Source organism: Variovorax sp. GW821-FHT09D04, from assembly GCF_059416405.1.
In genome coordinates this window covers 642923-656889 of the sequence record NZ_JBWKPA010000003.1, presented here as the reverse complement: position 1 = coordinate 656889, position 13967 = coordinate 642923, and the positions used below count along the sequence as shown (strand labels likewise).

12 protein-coding genes are annotated in these 13967 nt (G+C 70.2%); 3 read left to right on the top strand and 9 right to left on the bottom strand.

Annotation, left to right across the window (positions count from 1 at the left end):
- Positions 1 to 11: 11 nt before the first annotated feature.
- Complete coding sequence (locus AC07O4_RS13375; protein ID WP_495304781.1) at positions 12 to 869, top strand: Ivy family c-type lysozyme inhibitor; 858 nt, start codon at positions 12 to 14, stop codon at positions 867 to 869.
- Between the two features lie 10 nt (positions 870 to 879).
- Here AC07O4_RS13375 and AC07O4_RS13370 read toward each other — a convergent pair whose 3' ends face one another.
- From AC07O4_RS13370 to AC07O4_RS13355, 4 genes are read right to left on the bottom strand one after another with little or no spacing between them, the layout of a single operon-like run.
- Positions 880 to 1449: a histidine phosphatase family protein gene (locus AC07O4_RS13370; RefSeq protein ID WP_495304780.1), complete on the bottom strand. Its 570-nt coding sequence runs from the start codon at positions 1447 to 1449 to the stop codon at positions 880 to 882.
- The gene (locus AC07O4_RS13365) at positions 1446 to 2240 is read right to left on the bottom strand and encodes an adenosylcobinamide-GDP ribazoletransferase (protein WP_495304779.1); all 795 of its coding nucleotides are present in this window, start codon (positions 2238 to 2240) and stop codon (positions 1446 to 1448) included. Before AC07O4_RS13365 ends, AC07O4_RS13370 begins: the two co-directional genes overlap by 4 nt.
- Complete coding sequence (cobT, locus tag AC07O4_RS13360) at positions 2237 to 3280, bottom strand: nicotinate-nucleotide--dimethylbenzimidazole phosphoribosyltransferase (RefSeq protein WP_495304778.1); 1044 nt, start codon at positions 3278 to 3280, stop codon at positions 2237 to 2239. The genes AC07O4_RS13365 and cobT overlap by 4 nt, the downstream gene beginning before the upstream one ends.
- On the bottom strand, positions 3277 to 4743 hold the full coding sequence (locus tag AC07O4_RS13355) for a cobyric acid synthase (protein ID WP_495304777.1): 1467 nt from the start codon (positions 4741 to 4743) through the stop codon (positions 3277 to 3279). The genes cobT and AC07O4_RS13355 overlap by 4 nt, the downstream gene beginning before the upstream one ends.
- Positions 4744 to 4833: 90 nt before the next feature.
- Here AC07O4_RS13355 and AC07O4_RS13350 point away from each other — a divergent pair, with 90 nt between their 5' ends.
- A complete protein-coding gene (locus tag AC07O4_RS13350) occupies positions 4834 to 5073 on the top strand; it encodes a hypothetical protein (protein WP_495304776.1) in 240 nt (79 codons plus the stop codon).
- A gap of 16 nt (positions 5074 to 5089) precedes the next feature.
- On the opposite strand, the gene AC07O4_RS13345 is transcribed toward AC07O4_RS13350, so the two are convergent.
- The 4 genes from AC07O4_RS13345 to AC07O4_RS13330 all read right to left on the bottom strand — a co-directional run bounded on the left by AC07O4_RS13345 (position 5090) and on the right by AC07O4_RS13330 (position 12182).
- Positions 5090 to 6553 (bottom strand): efflux transporter outer membrane subunit, encoded by a 1464-nt coding sequence (locus AC07O4_RS13345; protein ID WP_495304775.1) that lies wholly within the window; start codon positions 6551 to 6553, stop codon positions 5090 to 5092.
- 25 nt (positions 6554 to 6578) lie between these two features.
- Positions 6579 to 9851 carry an efflux RND transporter permease subunit gene (locus AC07O4_RS13340; RefSeq protein ID WP_495304774.1) on the bottom strand — a complete coding sequence of 1091 codons (3273 nt, stop codon included), beginning with the start codon at positions 9849 to 9851 and terminating at the stop codon, positions 6579 to 6581.
- 40 nt (positions 9852 to 9891) lie between these two features.
- Positions 9892 to 11145, bottom strand: a complete 1254-nt coding sequence (locus AC07O4_RS13335) for an efflux RND transporter periplasmic adaptor subunit (RefSeq protein ID WP_492726477.1) — start codon at positions 11143 to 11145, stop codon at positions 9892 to 9894.
- 155 nt (positions 11146 to 11300) lie between these two features.
- Positions 11301 to 12182 carry an alpha/beta hydrolase fold domain-containing protein gene (locus AC07O4_RS13330; RefSeq protein WP_495304773.1) on the bottom strand — a complete coding sequence of 294 codons (882 nt, stop codon included), beginning with the start codon at positions 12180 to 12182 and terminating at the stop codon, positions 11301 to 11303.
- Between the two features lie 181 nt (positions 12183 to 12363).
- On the opposite strand from AC07O4_RS13330, the gene AC07O4_RS13325 reads away from it, so the two are divergent.
- Positions 12364 to 13278: a LysR family transcriptional regulator gene (locus AC07O4_RS13325; protein WP_070060504.1), complete on the top strand. Its 915-nt coding sequence runs from the start codon at positions 12364 to 12366 to the stop codon at positions 13276 to 13278.
- Between the two features lie 21 nt (positions 13279 to 13299).
- On the opposite strand, the gene AC07O4_RS13320 is transcribed toward AC07O4_RS13325, so the two are convergent.
- A complete protein-coding gene (locus AC07O4_RS13320) occupies positions 13300 to 13926 on the bottom strand; it encodes an FMN-binding negative transcriptional regulator (protein ID WP_495304772.1) in 627 nt (208 codons plus the stop codon).
- Positions 13927 to 13967 lie beyond the last annotated feature (41 nt).

Genomic DNA, 13967 nt, shown 5'->3' with positions numbered 1-13967 from the left:
CCACCTCGTACATGACGACGACAACGATTTTCAAGAAGACGCCTTCCACCGCCTTCCTCTTTCTCGCAGCGCTGTGCAGCGCGGGCGCCGCCTGGTCGCGCGACGGCGTGCTGCCGCCCGAGACGATGGCGCTCTACGGCGGACGCTGGTCCACCAATTGCGCCGACGCAGCGGCACCGACGCTGCAGGTGCGCGAAGACATGCTGATCGCCGAGCGCGGCAAGCGCCGCGTGGTCGGCCGCCAGCCGGACACGGCGCACAGCTTCTTCGGCAACCAGGCGCCGCCGCCGAACTTCGATGTGGCGCTGATGAGCCGCGTGGGCAAGGGCGACAACGCGATGATGAATTTCCTGGTCTTTCGCGATGCGCGCGGCCAGTCGATCACGCTGAAGGCCGACAAACCGGTCATGGGCCAGCTGGGGCCGGAGCTGATGAAGCCGCGCTACTGGCGCTGCGACGGTCCGGCGCGCGCCGCGGCGCCGCCCGCCGAACCCGCGACCGCCGCCCCCAAGCCGCCGGCACCCGCCACGGGCAGCCCGGCCGCCCTCGCCCGGGGCCCCGCGATGGACAAGGCCTGGCGCGCCGCGCTGGGCACGCGGGAAACCGAGCGCTGGCTGGTGCGCCGCGAAGGCCCGGCGCCCGAACCGCAATGGGTGACGGTGGACGGCACGCGCTACCTGCTGCACGCCTTCTGCAAGCCGCACGACTGCTACGACCACAACGCCATCGCGCTGTATGACCAGGGATCTGGCCGGCTCTATGGGCTGGTACAGCGCAACGGGCAGAACCAGCTCCTGGGTGGCCCGTCGCCACAGTTCGCGGGGCAGCTCGACCGGCTCTGGCGCGAGCAGTGGCGCGCCAAGAACTGACGAGTTCCCCTCAGGTCGGCGCGGCGACCACGCGCCAGTCGCCGAAAGCCGCCGCGTCGTTGGGCCATTGATCGGCCCGCTCGGGGCACGACACGCCTTGCGACAGCAACTGCACCGCGCGCAGCACGCCCGCATGCGTGACCCACAGCGCGTCGGCGCCGGTCGCCAGCCAGTCGGCATGCGCCGAGGCCACGCGCTGCATGAAGGCGCGCACGCTCTCGCCGTCGCCTCCTGCGGGGGCATCGGCGAAACGATTCGTCCAGGCCTCGAATTCCTCACGGGCCACGGCCGACCACAGGCGCCCTTCCCAGGCGCCGAAACTCATCTCCGCCAGCCGCGCATCGCGCCGCACCGACAGATCGGGCCGCAGCGCGACGATGGCATCGGCCAGTAGAGCGCAACGCCGCAGCGGCGAACTCCACAGCGCGATGCCGGCCGGCAGCACCGCCGCGATGCGCGCGGCAGCGGCCTGCGTGCCGTCCGCGTGGGCGTCGAGGTCGGTCGCGCCGTAGCACAGGCCCGCCGGCGCGATCACCGGCGCGTGGCGCTGGAGCCAGAGCTGAGCCGTCGCGGTACTCATGCCTTCCACGCCAACGCGAGGTAGATCGCCAGTTCGCACACCTGCTGCGTCGCCCCGAGCCCGTCGCCCGTGAAGCCCTGCAGCCGACGCACGAAGAGCCGCGCCATCCAGCCGCCGGCGAGCACCAGCGCCGCGAGCGCCGCGCCCACATGCACCGCGTCGTGCGCGCACAGCAGCAGCGCCACGGCGGGCGCAGCCCACAGCACGGCGACGAGCAGCGCACCGCCGCTGATCGCATCGGCGAGCGGCTTGGCTTTGCTGCCGCTGCTGTCGCCCACGTAGGGCAGCCAGCGGATCAGGAACAGCGGCACCAGCCGCGACAGCACGTGCGCGCCAACGATGGACACCGCCGCCACGTCCAGCCCGCGCGCGGCGAGTGCGGCGAGCAGGCCGAACTTCAGGCCCAGCGCCAGCACCAGCGCGACCGCGCCGAAGGCGCCGATGCGCGAGTCCTTCATGATCTCCAGCGCGCGCTCGCGGCTGGCCGAACCACCGAGGCCGTCGGCCACGTCGGCCAGGCCGTCCTCATGGAAGGCGCCCGTGAGCATCACGGTGGCGACGGTGCTCAGCACCGCGGCAACCAGCGCCCCAGCCACGCCCGGCAGACCCGCCCCCACGGCAACGAACACAGCCGCCGCCACCCCGCCCGCGATCCAGCCGATGGCCGGCAGATGCGCCGCGGCAGCGCGCAGCATCTGCGGGCTGAAGCCGACCCAGGCCGCGAGTTTTCCCGTCACCGGCACGCGGGTGAAGAACTGGACGGCCAGCAGGAAATGGCGCACGCCGTTCATTGCTGGCGCGACACGCCCGCCGATTCGAAGCTCGCCATCTCGCGCAGGATGCGGCAGGCCGATTCGAGCAGCGGCCACGCCAGCGCACCGCCCGAGCCCTCGCCCAGTCGCAGGTCGAGGTTCAGCAAGGGCTCGAGCCCGAGGTGTTTCAGCAGCAGCGTGTGCCCGGGCTCCGCCGAGCTGTGCGCCGCCACGCAGCGCTGCGTCACCTGCGGCCGGATCGCCTGCGCGACCAGCACGGCGGCGCTGGCGATGAAGCCGTCGACCACGATCACGCGCCGCTCCTGCGCCGCCTGCAGCACGGCGCCGACCAGCGTCGCCACCTCGAAGCCGCCGAACGCGGCCAGCGCGTCGAGCGGCGCGGTCGCGCCCGCGTGCAGGGCGAGCACCTCGCGCAGCACCTCGCGCTTGCGCGCGAGGCCATCGGCATCGAGCCCCGTGCCGGCGCCGGTGCACAGGCCAATGTCCAGCCCGGCCAGGCGCGACAGCAGCAGCGCCGCGGACGAGCTGTTGCCGATGCCCATTTCGCCCAGCAGCAGCGCGTTGCCCGGCAGCGCGCGCACCACCTCGCGCCCGTTGGCGATGGCCCGGGCGCACTGCTCGGGCGTCATGGCGGGGCCGGCCGAGGCGTCGGCCGTGCCGGCGGCGATGCGCCGCGACACCAGGCCGGGGCGCGGCTGGAAGTCGCGCCGCACGCCGCAATCGACCACGGTGAGCGCCAGGCCGTGCTGGCGCGCCAGCACGCTGACGGCCGCGCCGCCGGCCAGGAAGTTCTCGACCATCTGCCAGGTCACGTCGCTCGGATAGGCCGACACGCCGCGCGCCGCCAGCCCGTGGTCGCCCGCACACACCAGCATCTGTGGCGCGTCGAGCACCGGCTGCTCGGTGCCGAGGATGGTGCCGATGCGCAGCGCCAGCGCTTCGAGGCGGCCCAGCGCGCCGACGGGCTTGGTCTTGTTGTCGAGCGCGGCCTGCAGGCGCGCCGCGAGCGCGGCGTCGGCGATGTCTGGAATGGCGGGAATCAAATCGGTGTCGGTCATGCGATCAGGCCGGCGAGCACGCCGGCGTCGAAGTGGGTGTCGATGAAGTCGGCCAGGCCGTCGAAGGTGGCGTCCAGCGTGGGCGCCGTGGTGCCGAACAGCGCCTGCAGCGCGGCCGGGTCCTCGAACAGGCCGTGCAGGTACAGGCCCAGCACGTTGCCGCGCGCGTTCTGCCAGGCCAGGCCCTCGGGCATCACGGCGCGGCCGTCGTGGGCCAGTTGCGGGTGGGCCGCGGTCTGGCCGTGGTGGATTTCGTAGCCGGCGATGCGCACGCCCGCCAGCGCGGCCCAGGGGCCGTCGACCAAATCGGCCGAAAAGGTCGCCTCGCGGTGCCGCACCGTCTTCTCGCGTTCGAACACGGTCACGAGCGGCAGCAGCCCGAGCCCGGGCGCGTTGCCGTCGATGCCATGCGGATCGACCAGCGCCTCGCCCAGCATCTGCAGCCCGCCGCACACGCCCAGCACGGCGCCGCCGCGCCCGGCGTGCTCGGCCACCGCGCGGTCCAGCCCCTGCGCGCGCAGCCAGGCCAGGTCGCCGCTCGTGTGCTTGGAGCCGGGCAGCACGATCCAGTCGGCGCCGGCCACGTCGGCCGGCGTGCGGGCCCAGACCAGGCGCACACCGGGCACGTTCTTCAGCGCCTGGAACTCGTCGAGGTTGCTCAGGCGCGGGTACGCGACCACCGCCACGGTGCGCGTGACCACGCCGCTGGCGCGGCTGCGGTCGTCGAACACGCCGTCTTCCTCGGGCAGGCCGTGCTGCCACCACATGGGCAGCGTGGCCACGGTGGGCACGCCGGTCAGCGCCTGCAGCTGCTGCGGCGCGGGCGCCAGCAGCGACGCATCGCCCCGGAACTTGTTGAGCACGAATCCATGGATGAGCGCCCGGTCGGCCTCGGGCAGCAGCGCCCAGGTGCCGTACAGGTGGGCGAAGGCGCCGCCGCGGTCGATGTCGGTCGCCAGCAGGCAGCTCGCCTGGGCGTGGCGGGCGACGCGCAGGTTGACGATGTCGCTGGCCATGAGGTTGATCTCGGCCGGCGAACCCGCGCCTTCGATGACGACCACGTCATTCTCCGCGCGCAGGTCGTCGAAGGCCTGCGCGATCTGCGGCCAGACGCGTTCGCTGCGCCCGCGCCACGGCAGGGTCGACAGCGCCTCGCTCACCTGCCCCATCAGCACCACCTGGCTGTGGGTGTCGCGCTCGGGCTTGAGCAGCAGCGGGTTCATGCGCACGTCGGGCACGGCGTTCGCAGCCAGGGCCTGGAAGTACTGGGCGCTGCCGATCTCGCCGCCCTCGACCACGCGGGCGTTGTTGCTCATGTTCTGCGCCTTGAAAGGCGCCACCCGCAGCCCCTGGCGGGCATACCACCGGCACAGCGCAGTGGCCAGCCAGCTCTTGCCGGCACCGCTGGTGGTGCCCAGGACCATGACGCAGCGCGCCGGTCCGCTTGTCGCTCTAGAACTCATCCGGGGATTGTCGTTGAGCGCCGAACTGAAACCGGAAGGCCGACTCAGACGTAATAAGGATGAGGCCTCTCAGGGCCGCACCGGAAAATCATGTCCGCCCTCAACGATCTGGCGCTGACGGTCGAGGAACGCGAGCCGGGCCGGTTCTACTGGCTCCTGCTCGAAGCCGTCCACGACACCGGCAGCACCTCCGACACGCTCGGCTACCGGCCGCTGCGGGTGGCTGCGCGCCCGCAATCCAGCTATTCGAGCGCGCTCGCGCTGGGTGCGGTGGCGCTGAAACAGGCCGCCGCCACGGCGACGCACCCGAGCGCTGGCGACCGCGCCTGAGCCCGGATCGACCCGATCAGCGGGTCGCCACCTTCTCGGCCGCCGGCACGTCCCAGCCGCCGCCGATGGCGCGGATCAGCCCCACCGTCGCCTGGTACTGGGCCGACTTCACCTGCAGCGCCTGGCGCCGGTTGCGCAGCTCGCTGCGGCGCGCGTCGAGCAGGTCGAGCTGGCTCACGTAGCCGTTGCGGTAGCGCGTGTCCGACAGGCTGGTGGCGCGCTGGGCCGAGGTCACGGCCTGCGCCTGCACCACCGACTGCTCCTGCAGGATGCGGATGGCGGCCAGCTGGTCTTCGACCTCCTGGAACGCCACCAGCACCTGCGAGCGGTAGCTGGCCAGTGCGCCGTCGAGCTGGGCGTTGGCGCCCTGCACGCCGGCCTCGCGGCGCCCGCCGTCGAAGATCGGCAGCGACAGCAGCGCGCCCACGCCCCACGAGCGGGCCGACCACTTGAAGAGGTCGCCGATCTCGGGCGAGGCGTAGCCGGCCGCGCCGGTCAGCGAGATGTTCGGGAACCACGCGGTCTGCGCCACGCCCACGCGGGCCTGCGCCGCCATGACGGCGCTCTGCGCGGCCGACACGTCGGGCCGGCGCGTGAGCACGGTGGACGGCACGCCCGGCGGGATCACCGGCAGCGCGGTCGCCCAGTCGTCGGGCCGCATGCCGAAGCTGGAGGCCGAATCGCCCACCAGCACGGCCAGCGCGTGTTCCACCTGCGCGCGCTGGCGGTCGAGCGCGAGCGCGTCCGACTCAGTGGACGACACCTCGGTCTGCACGCGCGCCACGTCGAGCTCGGCGATGTCGCCGGCCTGCTGGCGACGCTGCGTGAGGCGCAGCGTGTCGCGGTAGGCGGCGACCGATTCGCGCACCAGCACGCGTTCGGCGTCGAGCGCGCGCAGCTGCAGGTAGGTCTGCGCCACCTCGGCCTGCACGGCAAGCCGGGTGCTCTGCAGCAGCGCCTCGCGGCCGGCCGCGTCGAGCTTGGCCGCATCGGCCGCGCCCGAGAGGCGCCCGAACAGGTCGACCTCGTACGAGAAGGTGGCGCCGATGTTGGTCATGGTGCCGGGCCGGGTGCTGGCCGTGGCCTTGTCCAGGCCCGCACCGCGGTTGGCGCCGACGCCCAGGCCGATCTGCGGCAGGCGGTCGGCCTGGGCGCTGCGCGCCAGCGCGCGGGCCTCGGCCAGCCGCGCGGCGGCGGCCTGGATGTTGGTGTTGTCGACCTCGGCGCGCTGGATCAGCGTGTTGAGCACCGGGTCGTTGAACGCCAGCCACCACTCGCCGCGCGGCTGCGCCTCGGCGGGCGTGGCCCGGGTGAAGCCTGCGGGCGCCGTGGCACCCGGCTGTTCCTTGAACTGCGCGGCGGTCGGCACCGTGGGCATGCCCGAAGGCACGCTGGCGCAACCGGCCAGCACCAGGGCCGCCACCAGCGGCAGCATGGCGGTGCGCAAGGGGCGCATCAGGGTTGGGATTGCGAATGTCATGGACAACCTTCTTTCTTCTTGTCGATCAGTCATGCGCGCCATGCGAGGGGCGCGGCGAGGCCGGCACCGGGTGCAGCCCGCCACCGCCGCCACCGTGCGAAGGCACCACCGGATGGTCGGCCGACACGAAGTCATCGCCGTGCGGCACTTCGCCGTGCAGCTTGAGCGGCCGGTTGCCCGCCAGGCGGCGCATCAGCACATAGAACACCGGCGTCAGGAACAGGCCGAAGGCCGTCACACCGATCATTCCGGCGAACACCGCCACACCCATCGCCTTGCGCATCTCGGAGCCGGCACCGGTCGAGAGCACCAGGGGCAGCACGCCCATCACGAAGGCCAGCGAGGTCATCAGGATCGGGCGCAGGCGCAGGCGGCTGGCTTCGATCGCGGCCTGGATCGGCGTGCGTCCGGCGAACTCCAGCTCCCGTGCGAACTCCACGATCAGGATCGCGTTCTTCGCACTCAACCCCACCAGCACGATCAACCCGATCTGCGTGAAGACGTTGTTGTCGCCTCCCGAGATCCACACGCCCGCCATCGCGGCCATGATGCCCATCGGCACGATCAGGATGATCGCGATCGGCAGCGTCAGGCTTTCGTACTGCGCGGCCAGCACCAGGAACACCAGCAGGATCGCCAGCGGGAACACCAGGAAGGCGGAGTTGCCGGCCAGGATTTCCTGGTAGGTCAGCTCGGTCCACTCGAAGCTCACGCCCTTGGGCAGCGTCTCGGCCGCGATCTTGGTGATCACGTCCTGCGCCTGGCCCGACGAATAGCCAGGGGCCGGGCCACCGTTGATGTCGGCGGCCAGGTAGCCGTTGTAGCGCATGGCGCGTTCCGGACCGAAGGTCGAGTTGACCTTCATCAGCGTGGCCAGCGGCACCATTTCGCCCGAGGTCGAGCGCACCTTCAGCATGCCCACGTCTTCGGCACGGGCGCGGTAAGGCGCATCGGCCTGGACGCGCACGGAGTACGTGCGGCCGAACTTGTTGAAGTCGTTGGCGTACAGGCTACCGAGGTAGATCTGCATCGTGTCGAAGATGTCCGTCACCGGCACGCCGAGCTGACGCGCCTTGGTGCGGTCGATGTCGGCGTACAGCTGCGGCACGTTGACCTGCCAGCTCGTGAACATGCCCGTCAGCTCGGGGGCTGCATACGCCTTGGCCATGAAGGCCTTCACCGCGACGTCCATCTGGTCGTAGCCGACCGAGGCGCGGTCTTCGATCTGCAGCTTGAAGCCGCCGGTCGTGCCCAGGCCTGCCACCGGTGGCGGCGGGAACATCACGATGAACGCATCCTGGATGCTCGAGAACGCACCGTTGAGCTGGCCCGCCACCGCACCGCCGCTCTGGTCGGCGCGCTTGCGCTGGTCGAAGGGCTTGAGCGTGGCGAACACGATGCCCGAGTTGGAACTGTTGGTGAAGCCGTTGATCGACAGGCCCGGGAAGGCAATGGCGTCTTCCACGTTCGGGTTCTTCTTCATGATCTCGCCCATGCGGGTGATCACCTCTTCCGTGCGGTCGAGCGTGGCACCGTCGGGCAGCTGGGCAAAACCAATGAGGTACTGCTTGTCCTGCGCCGGTACGAAGCCGCTGGGCACCGCCTTGAAGAGGCCGAAGGTCACGCCGACCAGCGCCAGGTAGATCACCAGCATCAGCGTCTTGCGCGAGATCACGCGCTTGACGCCGCCGCTGTAGGCCTCGGAGCCGCGATGGAAGAACTTGTTGAAGCCGCGGAACAGCCAGCCGAAGGCCTTGTCCATGCCGCGCGTCAGGGCGTCCTTGGGCTGGTCATGGCCGCGCAGCAGCAGTGCGGCAAGGGCCGGCGACAGCGTCAGCGAGTTGATGGCCGAGATCACCGTCGAGATCGCGATGGTCACCGCGAACTGCTTGTAGAACTGGCCCGTGAGACCGCTGATGAACGCCAGCGGCACGAACACGGCCACGAGCACCAGCGCGATGGCGATGATGGGGCCCGACACTTCGCGCATCGCGCGGTACGTGGCCTCACGCGGCGTGAGCCCCGCCTCGATGTTGCGCTCGACGTTCTCCACCACCACGATGGCGTCGTCCACCACGATGCCGATCGCCAGCACCAGCCCGAACAGGCTCAGCGCGTTGATCGAGAAACCGAGGATGTGCAGCACCGCGAAGGTACCGATCACCGACACCGGCACGGCCAGCAGCGGAATGATCGACGCGCGCCACGTTTGCAGGAACAGGATCACCACGAGCACCACCAGCGCGATGGCTTCGAGCAGCGTGTGGATCACCGATTCGATCGATGCACGCACGAACTGCGTCGGGTCATACGCGATGCGGTATTCCAGGCCTTCGGGCATGTTCTTGTTCAGCTCTTCCATCGTCTTGCGAACGTTGGACGAGATGTCGAGCGCATTGGAGCCCGGTGCCTGGAACACGCCCATGCCGACGGCCGGGTCGTTGTTCAGCAGCGAACGCAGCGAGTAGTCGGCGGCGCCCATTTCGAGGCGGCCGATGTCGCGAAGGCGCGTGACGGCGCCGTCGGTGCCGCTCTTGACGATGATGTCGCCGAACTCTTCTTCGCTCTGCAGGCGCCCTTGCGCATTGATCGACAGCTGCATGTCCACGCCCGACAGGCCCGGCGAAGCGCCGACCACGCCGGCCGCGGCCTGCACATTCTGGCCACGGATGGCAGCCACCACGTCGCTCGCCGAGAGGCCGCGCTGCGCGACCTTCTGCGGGTCGAGCCACACGCGCATGGAGTAGTCGCCGCCGCCGAAGATCTGCACCTGGCCCACGCCTTCGATGCGCGCGAGCGGGTCCTTCACGTTCAGCACCGCGTAGTTGCGCAGGTAGTTGATGTCGTAGCGGTTGTTCGGCGAGACGAGGTGAACCACCATCGTCAGGTCGGGTGCGCTCTTGACGGTCGTGATACCGAGGCGCCGCACTTCTTCGGGCAGGCGCGGCTCGGCTTGCGAGACGCGGTTCTGCACCAGCTGCTGGGCCTTGTCGGGATCGGTGCCGAGGCGGAAGGTGACGGTCAGCGTCATCACGCCGTCGGTCGTCGCCTGGCTGCCCATGTAGAGCATGCCTTCGACGCCGTTGATCTGCTCTTCGAGCGGCGTGGCCACCGTTTCAGCGATCACCTTCGGGTTGGCGCCGGGGTACGTTGCGCGCACCACCACCGAAGGCGGCGCGACTTCGGGGTACTCCGAGATCGGCAGGCCGCGCAGCGCAATCAGGCCTGCGATCAGCATCAGAAGCGACAGCACGCCGGCAAAGATCGGCCTGTCGATGAAGAATTTTGAGAGATTCATGTTGGTTCTCCGGCGGGCGCCAGGGCGCCCTCCTCCGAAATCAGGACTTCGCGGCCTCGGCCACGCGTTCCGGTTGTTGTTGCTTCGTATCGAGCTTGGCGTCCATGGTCACGGTCTGCGGCACCACCAGCGCACCCGGGCGGATGTGCTGCAGGCCGTTCACCACCACGCGGTCGCCGGCCTTCAGGCCCTTGCTCACCACGCGCAGGCCGTTGATGGGCGCGCCCAGCGTCACCTCGCGGTACATGGCCTTGTTGTCGTCACCCACGACCATCACGAACTTCTTGTTCTGGTCGGTGCCGATGGCACGCTCGCTCACCAGCAGCGCGGTGTCGTTGCGGGCCTGGCCCATGCGGATGCGGGCGAACTGGCCGGGAATGAGCGCGCCGTCCTTGTTGTCGAACGAAGCACGCACGCGCACGGTGCCGCTGCGGGCGTCGACCTGGTTGTCGATCAGCTGCAGCTTGCCGGTGAAGGGCGTGCCTTCGAGGCCGGCGGTGCCCATCTGCACGGGGATCGTGTCGATCTGGCCGCGGGCGCCGGCGTTGGCCGGCAGGTCCTTCAAGGCGCGGGTGATGACCTGCTCGTCGGCGTCGAAGCTCGCGTAGATCGGGCTTACCGACACCAGCGTGGTCAGCACGGGTGCGCCGGGGCCGGCGGCCACGAGGTTGCCCACGGTCACTTCGAGCTTGCCGATGCGGCCCGACACCGGAGCGCGCACCTGGGTGTAGCCCAGGCTCAGGCGTGCGGTCTGCAGCGAGGCTTGCGCGGCGCGCAGGTTGGCTTCGGCTTCACGGCCGGCGTTCACGCGCTCGTCGAGTTCACGCTGCGCGATCGCCTGCTCGTCCCACAGGCGGCGGGCGCGTTCCTGCTCGCTGCGGCTGAAGGCCTGCCGGGCTTGTGCCGACGCAACCTGCGCTTCGGCACGCTCCACCTCGGCGGCGTACGGCGCGGGGTCGATGGTGATCAGCAGGTCGCCCTGCTTCACCAGCGCGCCTTCGCGGAAGTGCACCGCCTGCACGGCGCCTGCCACGCGGGAGCGCACATCGACGCGTTGCACGGCTTCGAGCCGGCCCGAGAACTCGTCCCAGGCGTTGATCTCGCTCGACGCCACGGTGGCGACCGACACCGGCGTGCCCTGTTGCGCGGCGACCGGGGCCGTGGCCTCGGCCTTGAAGCTGTACATGCCCACCACCGCGGCGGCCACGGCCAGCACCGCGGTGAGGCCGGTGACGGCGGGCCACAGGCTCTTGCGAGCAGCGGAAGACAGCGATTGTTCGTTCTTGTTCGACATGATGGTTCGTCCTTCTCGATGACTTTTTCGGGATGCAACAGGCCATCCCGGCGCCGGCGGCGTCAGGAGGCGGAATTCAGGGAACAGAAAGCCCTGCCACCCGCCTCGGTGGAGGCGGCGGCTTGGTTCAGGGGGCGGAGCGGACCCTCGCGGGCCTAGCTGGGCTCAGGGACCGCCGGGGGCGGTGTGGTGGCGCTGAAGAACTCGCGGAAGTGCTGCTGCACGCTGGCTGCGCAGGATGCGCATCCCACGGCCTCGGTGTCGTACAGCGCCTTGGGCCAGTTGTCGGCGCCGGTCAGCACGCTGCTCGTGACCTCGATGCCGGCCGAGCGCAGACGGCCCGCAAAGGTCATGGCCTCGTCGCGCATCGCGTCGTCGGGCCCCACCAGCACCAGCGCCGGTGCCAGGGCGGCCAGCCGCAGCGATCCGCTGGGCACCGCATAGGGGTGCGTAGCGTTCGAAGGACAGCTCAGGTACTTGGCCCAGCCCGTGGCCCAGCGGCACTCGGCGGCGTCGTTGGTCGCGTTGCGCAGCGAGGCGGTGCCGGCGCACGGGTCGAGCATGGGCGACAGCAGGATCTGCCCCGCCAGCGGCGGATGGGCGCGGTCGCGGGCCACCAGGGCCACGCTGGCCGCCAGGTTGCCGCCGGCCTCTTCGCCGGCCAGGTACACCTGGGCGCCCTTGCCGCCGAGCTTCACGCGCTGCTTGTAGAGCCATTCGAGCGCCGCATAACCCACCTCGACCGGCTCCGGGAACGGGGCCGCCGGGGCCAGCGGGTAGTCGAGCGAGACCACCACCGCGCCCGCCCCGGCCAGCAGCCGGGCCACGTTGCGGCCGTTGTCGAGGTTGCCGCAGATGAAGGTGCCGCCATGGAAGTGCAGCACCAGCGGCACGGTCTCGCCCCGTGGACGCTGACCGTAGACACGGGCAGCCACGGGCTCGCGGCCGGGCAGCTCGATCGACAGATCGGACTCCACGCCTTGCGCCGCGGCAAGCGCAGCAGCTTCAGCGGACCGGGACGATGGACGGGGTGACATGGGCGACCTCAGGGGGATGGGCGATGGTTGAAATATAAGGCGCTACAAGCGCGTTGAAACAGGAAACACAGCCCTACTCTGTTTCCAAACGGAGAACAATCGGGCATACCGTAGGGGCGCATTCCTTGTGTGAGAATCCGCCTCCTTCCGGCATACGCCGGTCTCCCTGAACAGGCATTCGATGGATCAAATCCAGGCAATGCGGATCTTTGTCCGCGTGGTCGAAGCCGGCACCTTCACCCGTGCCGCCGACTCTCTGGCCCTGCCCAAGGGCACCGTCACCAAGCAGATCCAGGCGCTGGAATCGCGCCTGCGCGTGAAGCTGCTCAACCGCACGACCCGGCGCGTCACCGTCACGCCCGACGGCGCCGCCTACTTCGAGCGCGCGGCGCGGCTGCTGAACGACTTCGACGACATGGAAGCCAGCATGACGAATGCTCAGGCCAACCCCACGGGGCGGCTGCGCATCGATGTGGGCACCTCGGTGGCGCAGCAGATCATCCTGCCCAACCTGGCCAGCTTCTGCGACCGCTACCCCGACATCCAGGTCGACCTGGGCGTGAGCGACCGCACCGTCGACCTGATCAGCGACAACGTCGACTGCGTGATCCGCGCCGGCGAGCTCAGCGACCAGTCGCTGGTGGCGCGCCGCATCGGCACCCTGCACTTCGTCACCGTGGCCTCGCCGGCCTACATCAAGCGCTATGGTGCGCCGCAGCATCCGAACGACATCGAGAAGCGCCACCACGTCGTGAGCTACTTCTCGGGCACCACCCGGCGCGTGTACCCGCACGAGTTCAAGAAGGGCGACGAGTACATCGAGCTCAACGGCCCCTACCGCGTGTCGGTCAACGAGAGCAATGCGCACATGACGGCCGTGCTCGCGGGCTTCGGCCTGTCGCAGTGCATCACCTTCACCGCCGAGCCGCTGCTGGAAAGCGGCGAACTCGTCGAGGTGCTGGCCGACTGGCAGCGCGACCCGCTGCCGATCCACGTGGTGTACCCGCCGAACCGGCACCTGAGCGCGAAGGTGCGGGCGTTTGTGGACTGGGCGGCGGATCTGTTCGCGAAGAATCCGCGGTTGCAGCGGCGCTGAGGGGCGCCCTTCCCCGTCTTTTCAGGGCTGGATCAGCGCCGCCAGCGCACGCGCCGAGGGCGATTCTTCCCGCCCCAGGTGCTCGACCAGGCTGCGCCGGTCGGCCTCGGTGCGCTGCTGCGAGAGAAAGCGCTTGCCGCTCAGCGCGAGGATGTCGATCTCGAACCCGACCAGCCGCTGCAACGCGTCGTCGACGAACTCGGGCGATGCATCGGCCAGCGACCAGGGCTCGTCGCGCCCCGCTTCCTGCGACCGCGTCAGCGCTTCGAGATGCGTGCGCAGCCAGGCGGCGTCTTCGATGAACCGCAACCGCCCCGTCGCCTGCACCGCGATGTAGTTCCAGCTCGGCGCCAATCGCCCGCTGCGCTGGCCGTTGACGTACCAGCGCGGGGAGATGAACGCGTTTGGGCTCTGGAATACGACGGTGACGTCGCAGCCGCCTCGCGCCTCGCTGGTCCACAGCGCATGGCTGCGGGCCACGTGGCCTGCCAGCACACCGTGCGTGCCGCGATCGATCACCTCCAGCGGCAGCAAGTTGGCATCGACCGCCCCGCCCGCGACCGTGAAGAGCGTGGCCAGCGGGTAGGCACGCATGAGCCGGTGAAGCTCGTCGCGCGCCTCGATGGCGAAGAGGGGCTGGATGTGCACGGGGGAGGCCTTTCGGGGGATCGATGCGCGTCGAGTATTGC

Bases quoted from the DNA above. Each gene is read 5' to 3' on its own strand.
- AC07O4_RS13350 (WP_495304776.1), top strand. From the start codon at position 4,834: ATGTCCGCCCTCAACGATCTGGCGCTGACGGTCGAGGAACGCGAGCCG.
- AC07O4_RS13340 (WP_495304774.1), bottom strand. From the start codon at position 9,851: ATGAATCTCTCAAAATTCTTCATCGACAGGCCGATCTTTGCCGGCGTG.
- AC07O4_RS13330 (WP_495304773.1), bottom strand. From the start codon at position 12,182: ATGTCACCCCGTCCATCGTCCCGGTCCGCTGAAGCTGCTGCGCTTGCC.
- AC07O4_RS13345 (WP_495304775.1), bottom strand. From the start codon at position 6,553: ATGACATTCGCAATCCCAACCCTGATGCGCCCCTTGCGCACCGCCATG.
- AC07O4_RS13365 (WP_495304779.1), bottom strand. From the start codon at position 2,240: ATGAACGGCGTGCGCCATTTCCTGCTGGCCGTCCAGTTCTTCACCCGC.
- cobT (WP_495304778.1), bottom strand. From the start codon at position 3,280: ATGACCGACACCGATTTGATTCCCGCCATTCCAGACATCGCCGACGCC.
- AC07O4_RS13335 (WP_492726477.1), bottom strand. From the start codon at position 11,145: ATGTCGAACAAGAACGAACAATCGCTGTCTTCCGCTGCTCGCAAGAGC.
- AC07O4_RS13375 (WP_495304781.1), top strand. From the start codon at position 12: ATGACGACGACAACGATTTTCAAGAAGACGCCTTCCACCGCCTTCCTC.
- AC07O4_RS13325 (WP_070060504.1), top strand. From the start codon at position 12,364: ATGGATCAAATCCAGGCAATGCGGATCTTTGTCCGCGTGGTCGAAGCC.
- AC07O4_RS13370 (WP_495304780.1), bottom strand. From the start codon at position 1,449: ATGAGTACCGCGACGGCTCAGCTCTGGCTCCAGCGCCACGCGCCGGTG.
- AC07O4_RS13355 (WP_495304777.1), bottom strand. From the start codon at position 4,743: ATGAGTTCTAGAGCGACAAGCGGACCGGCGCGCTGCGTCATGGTCCTG.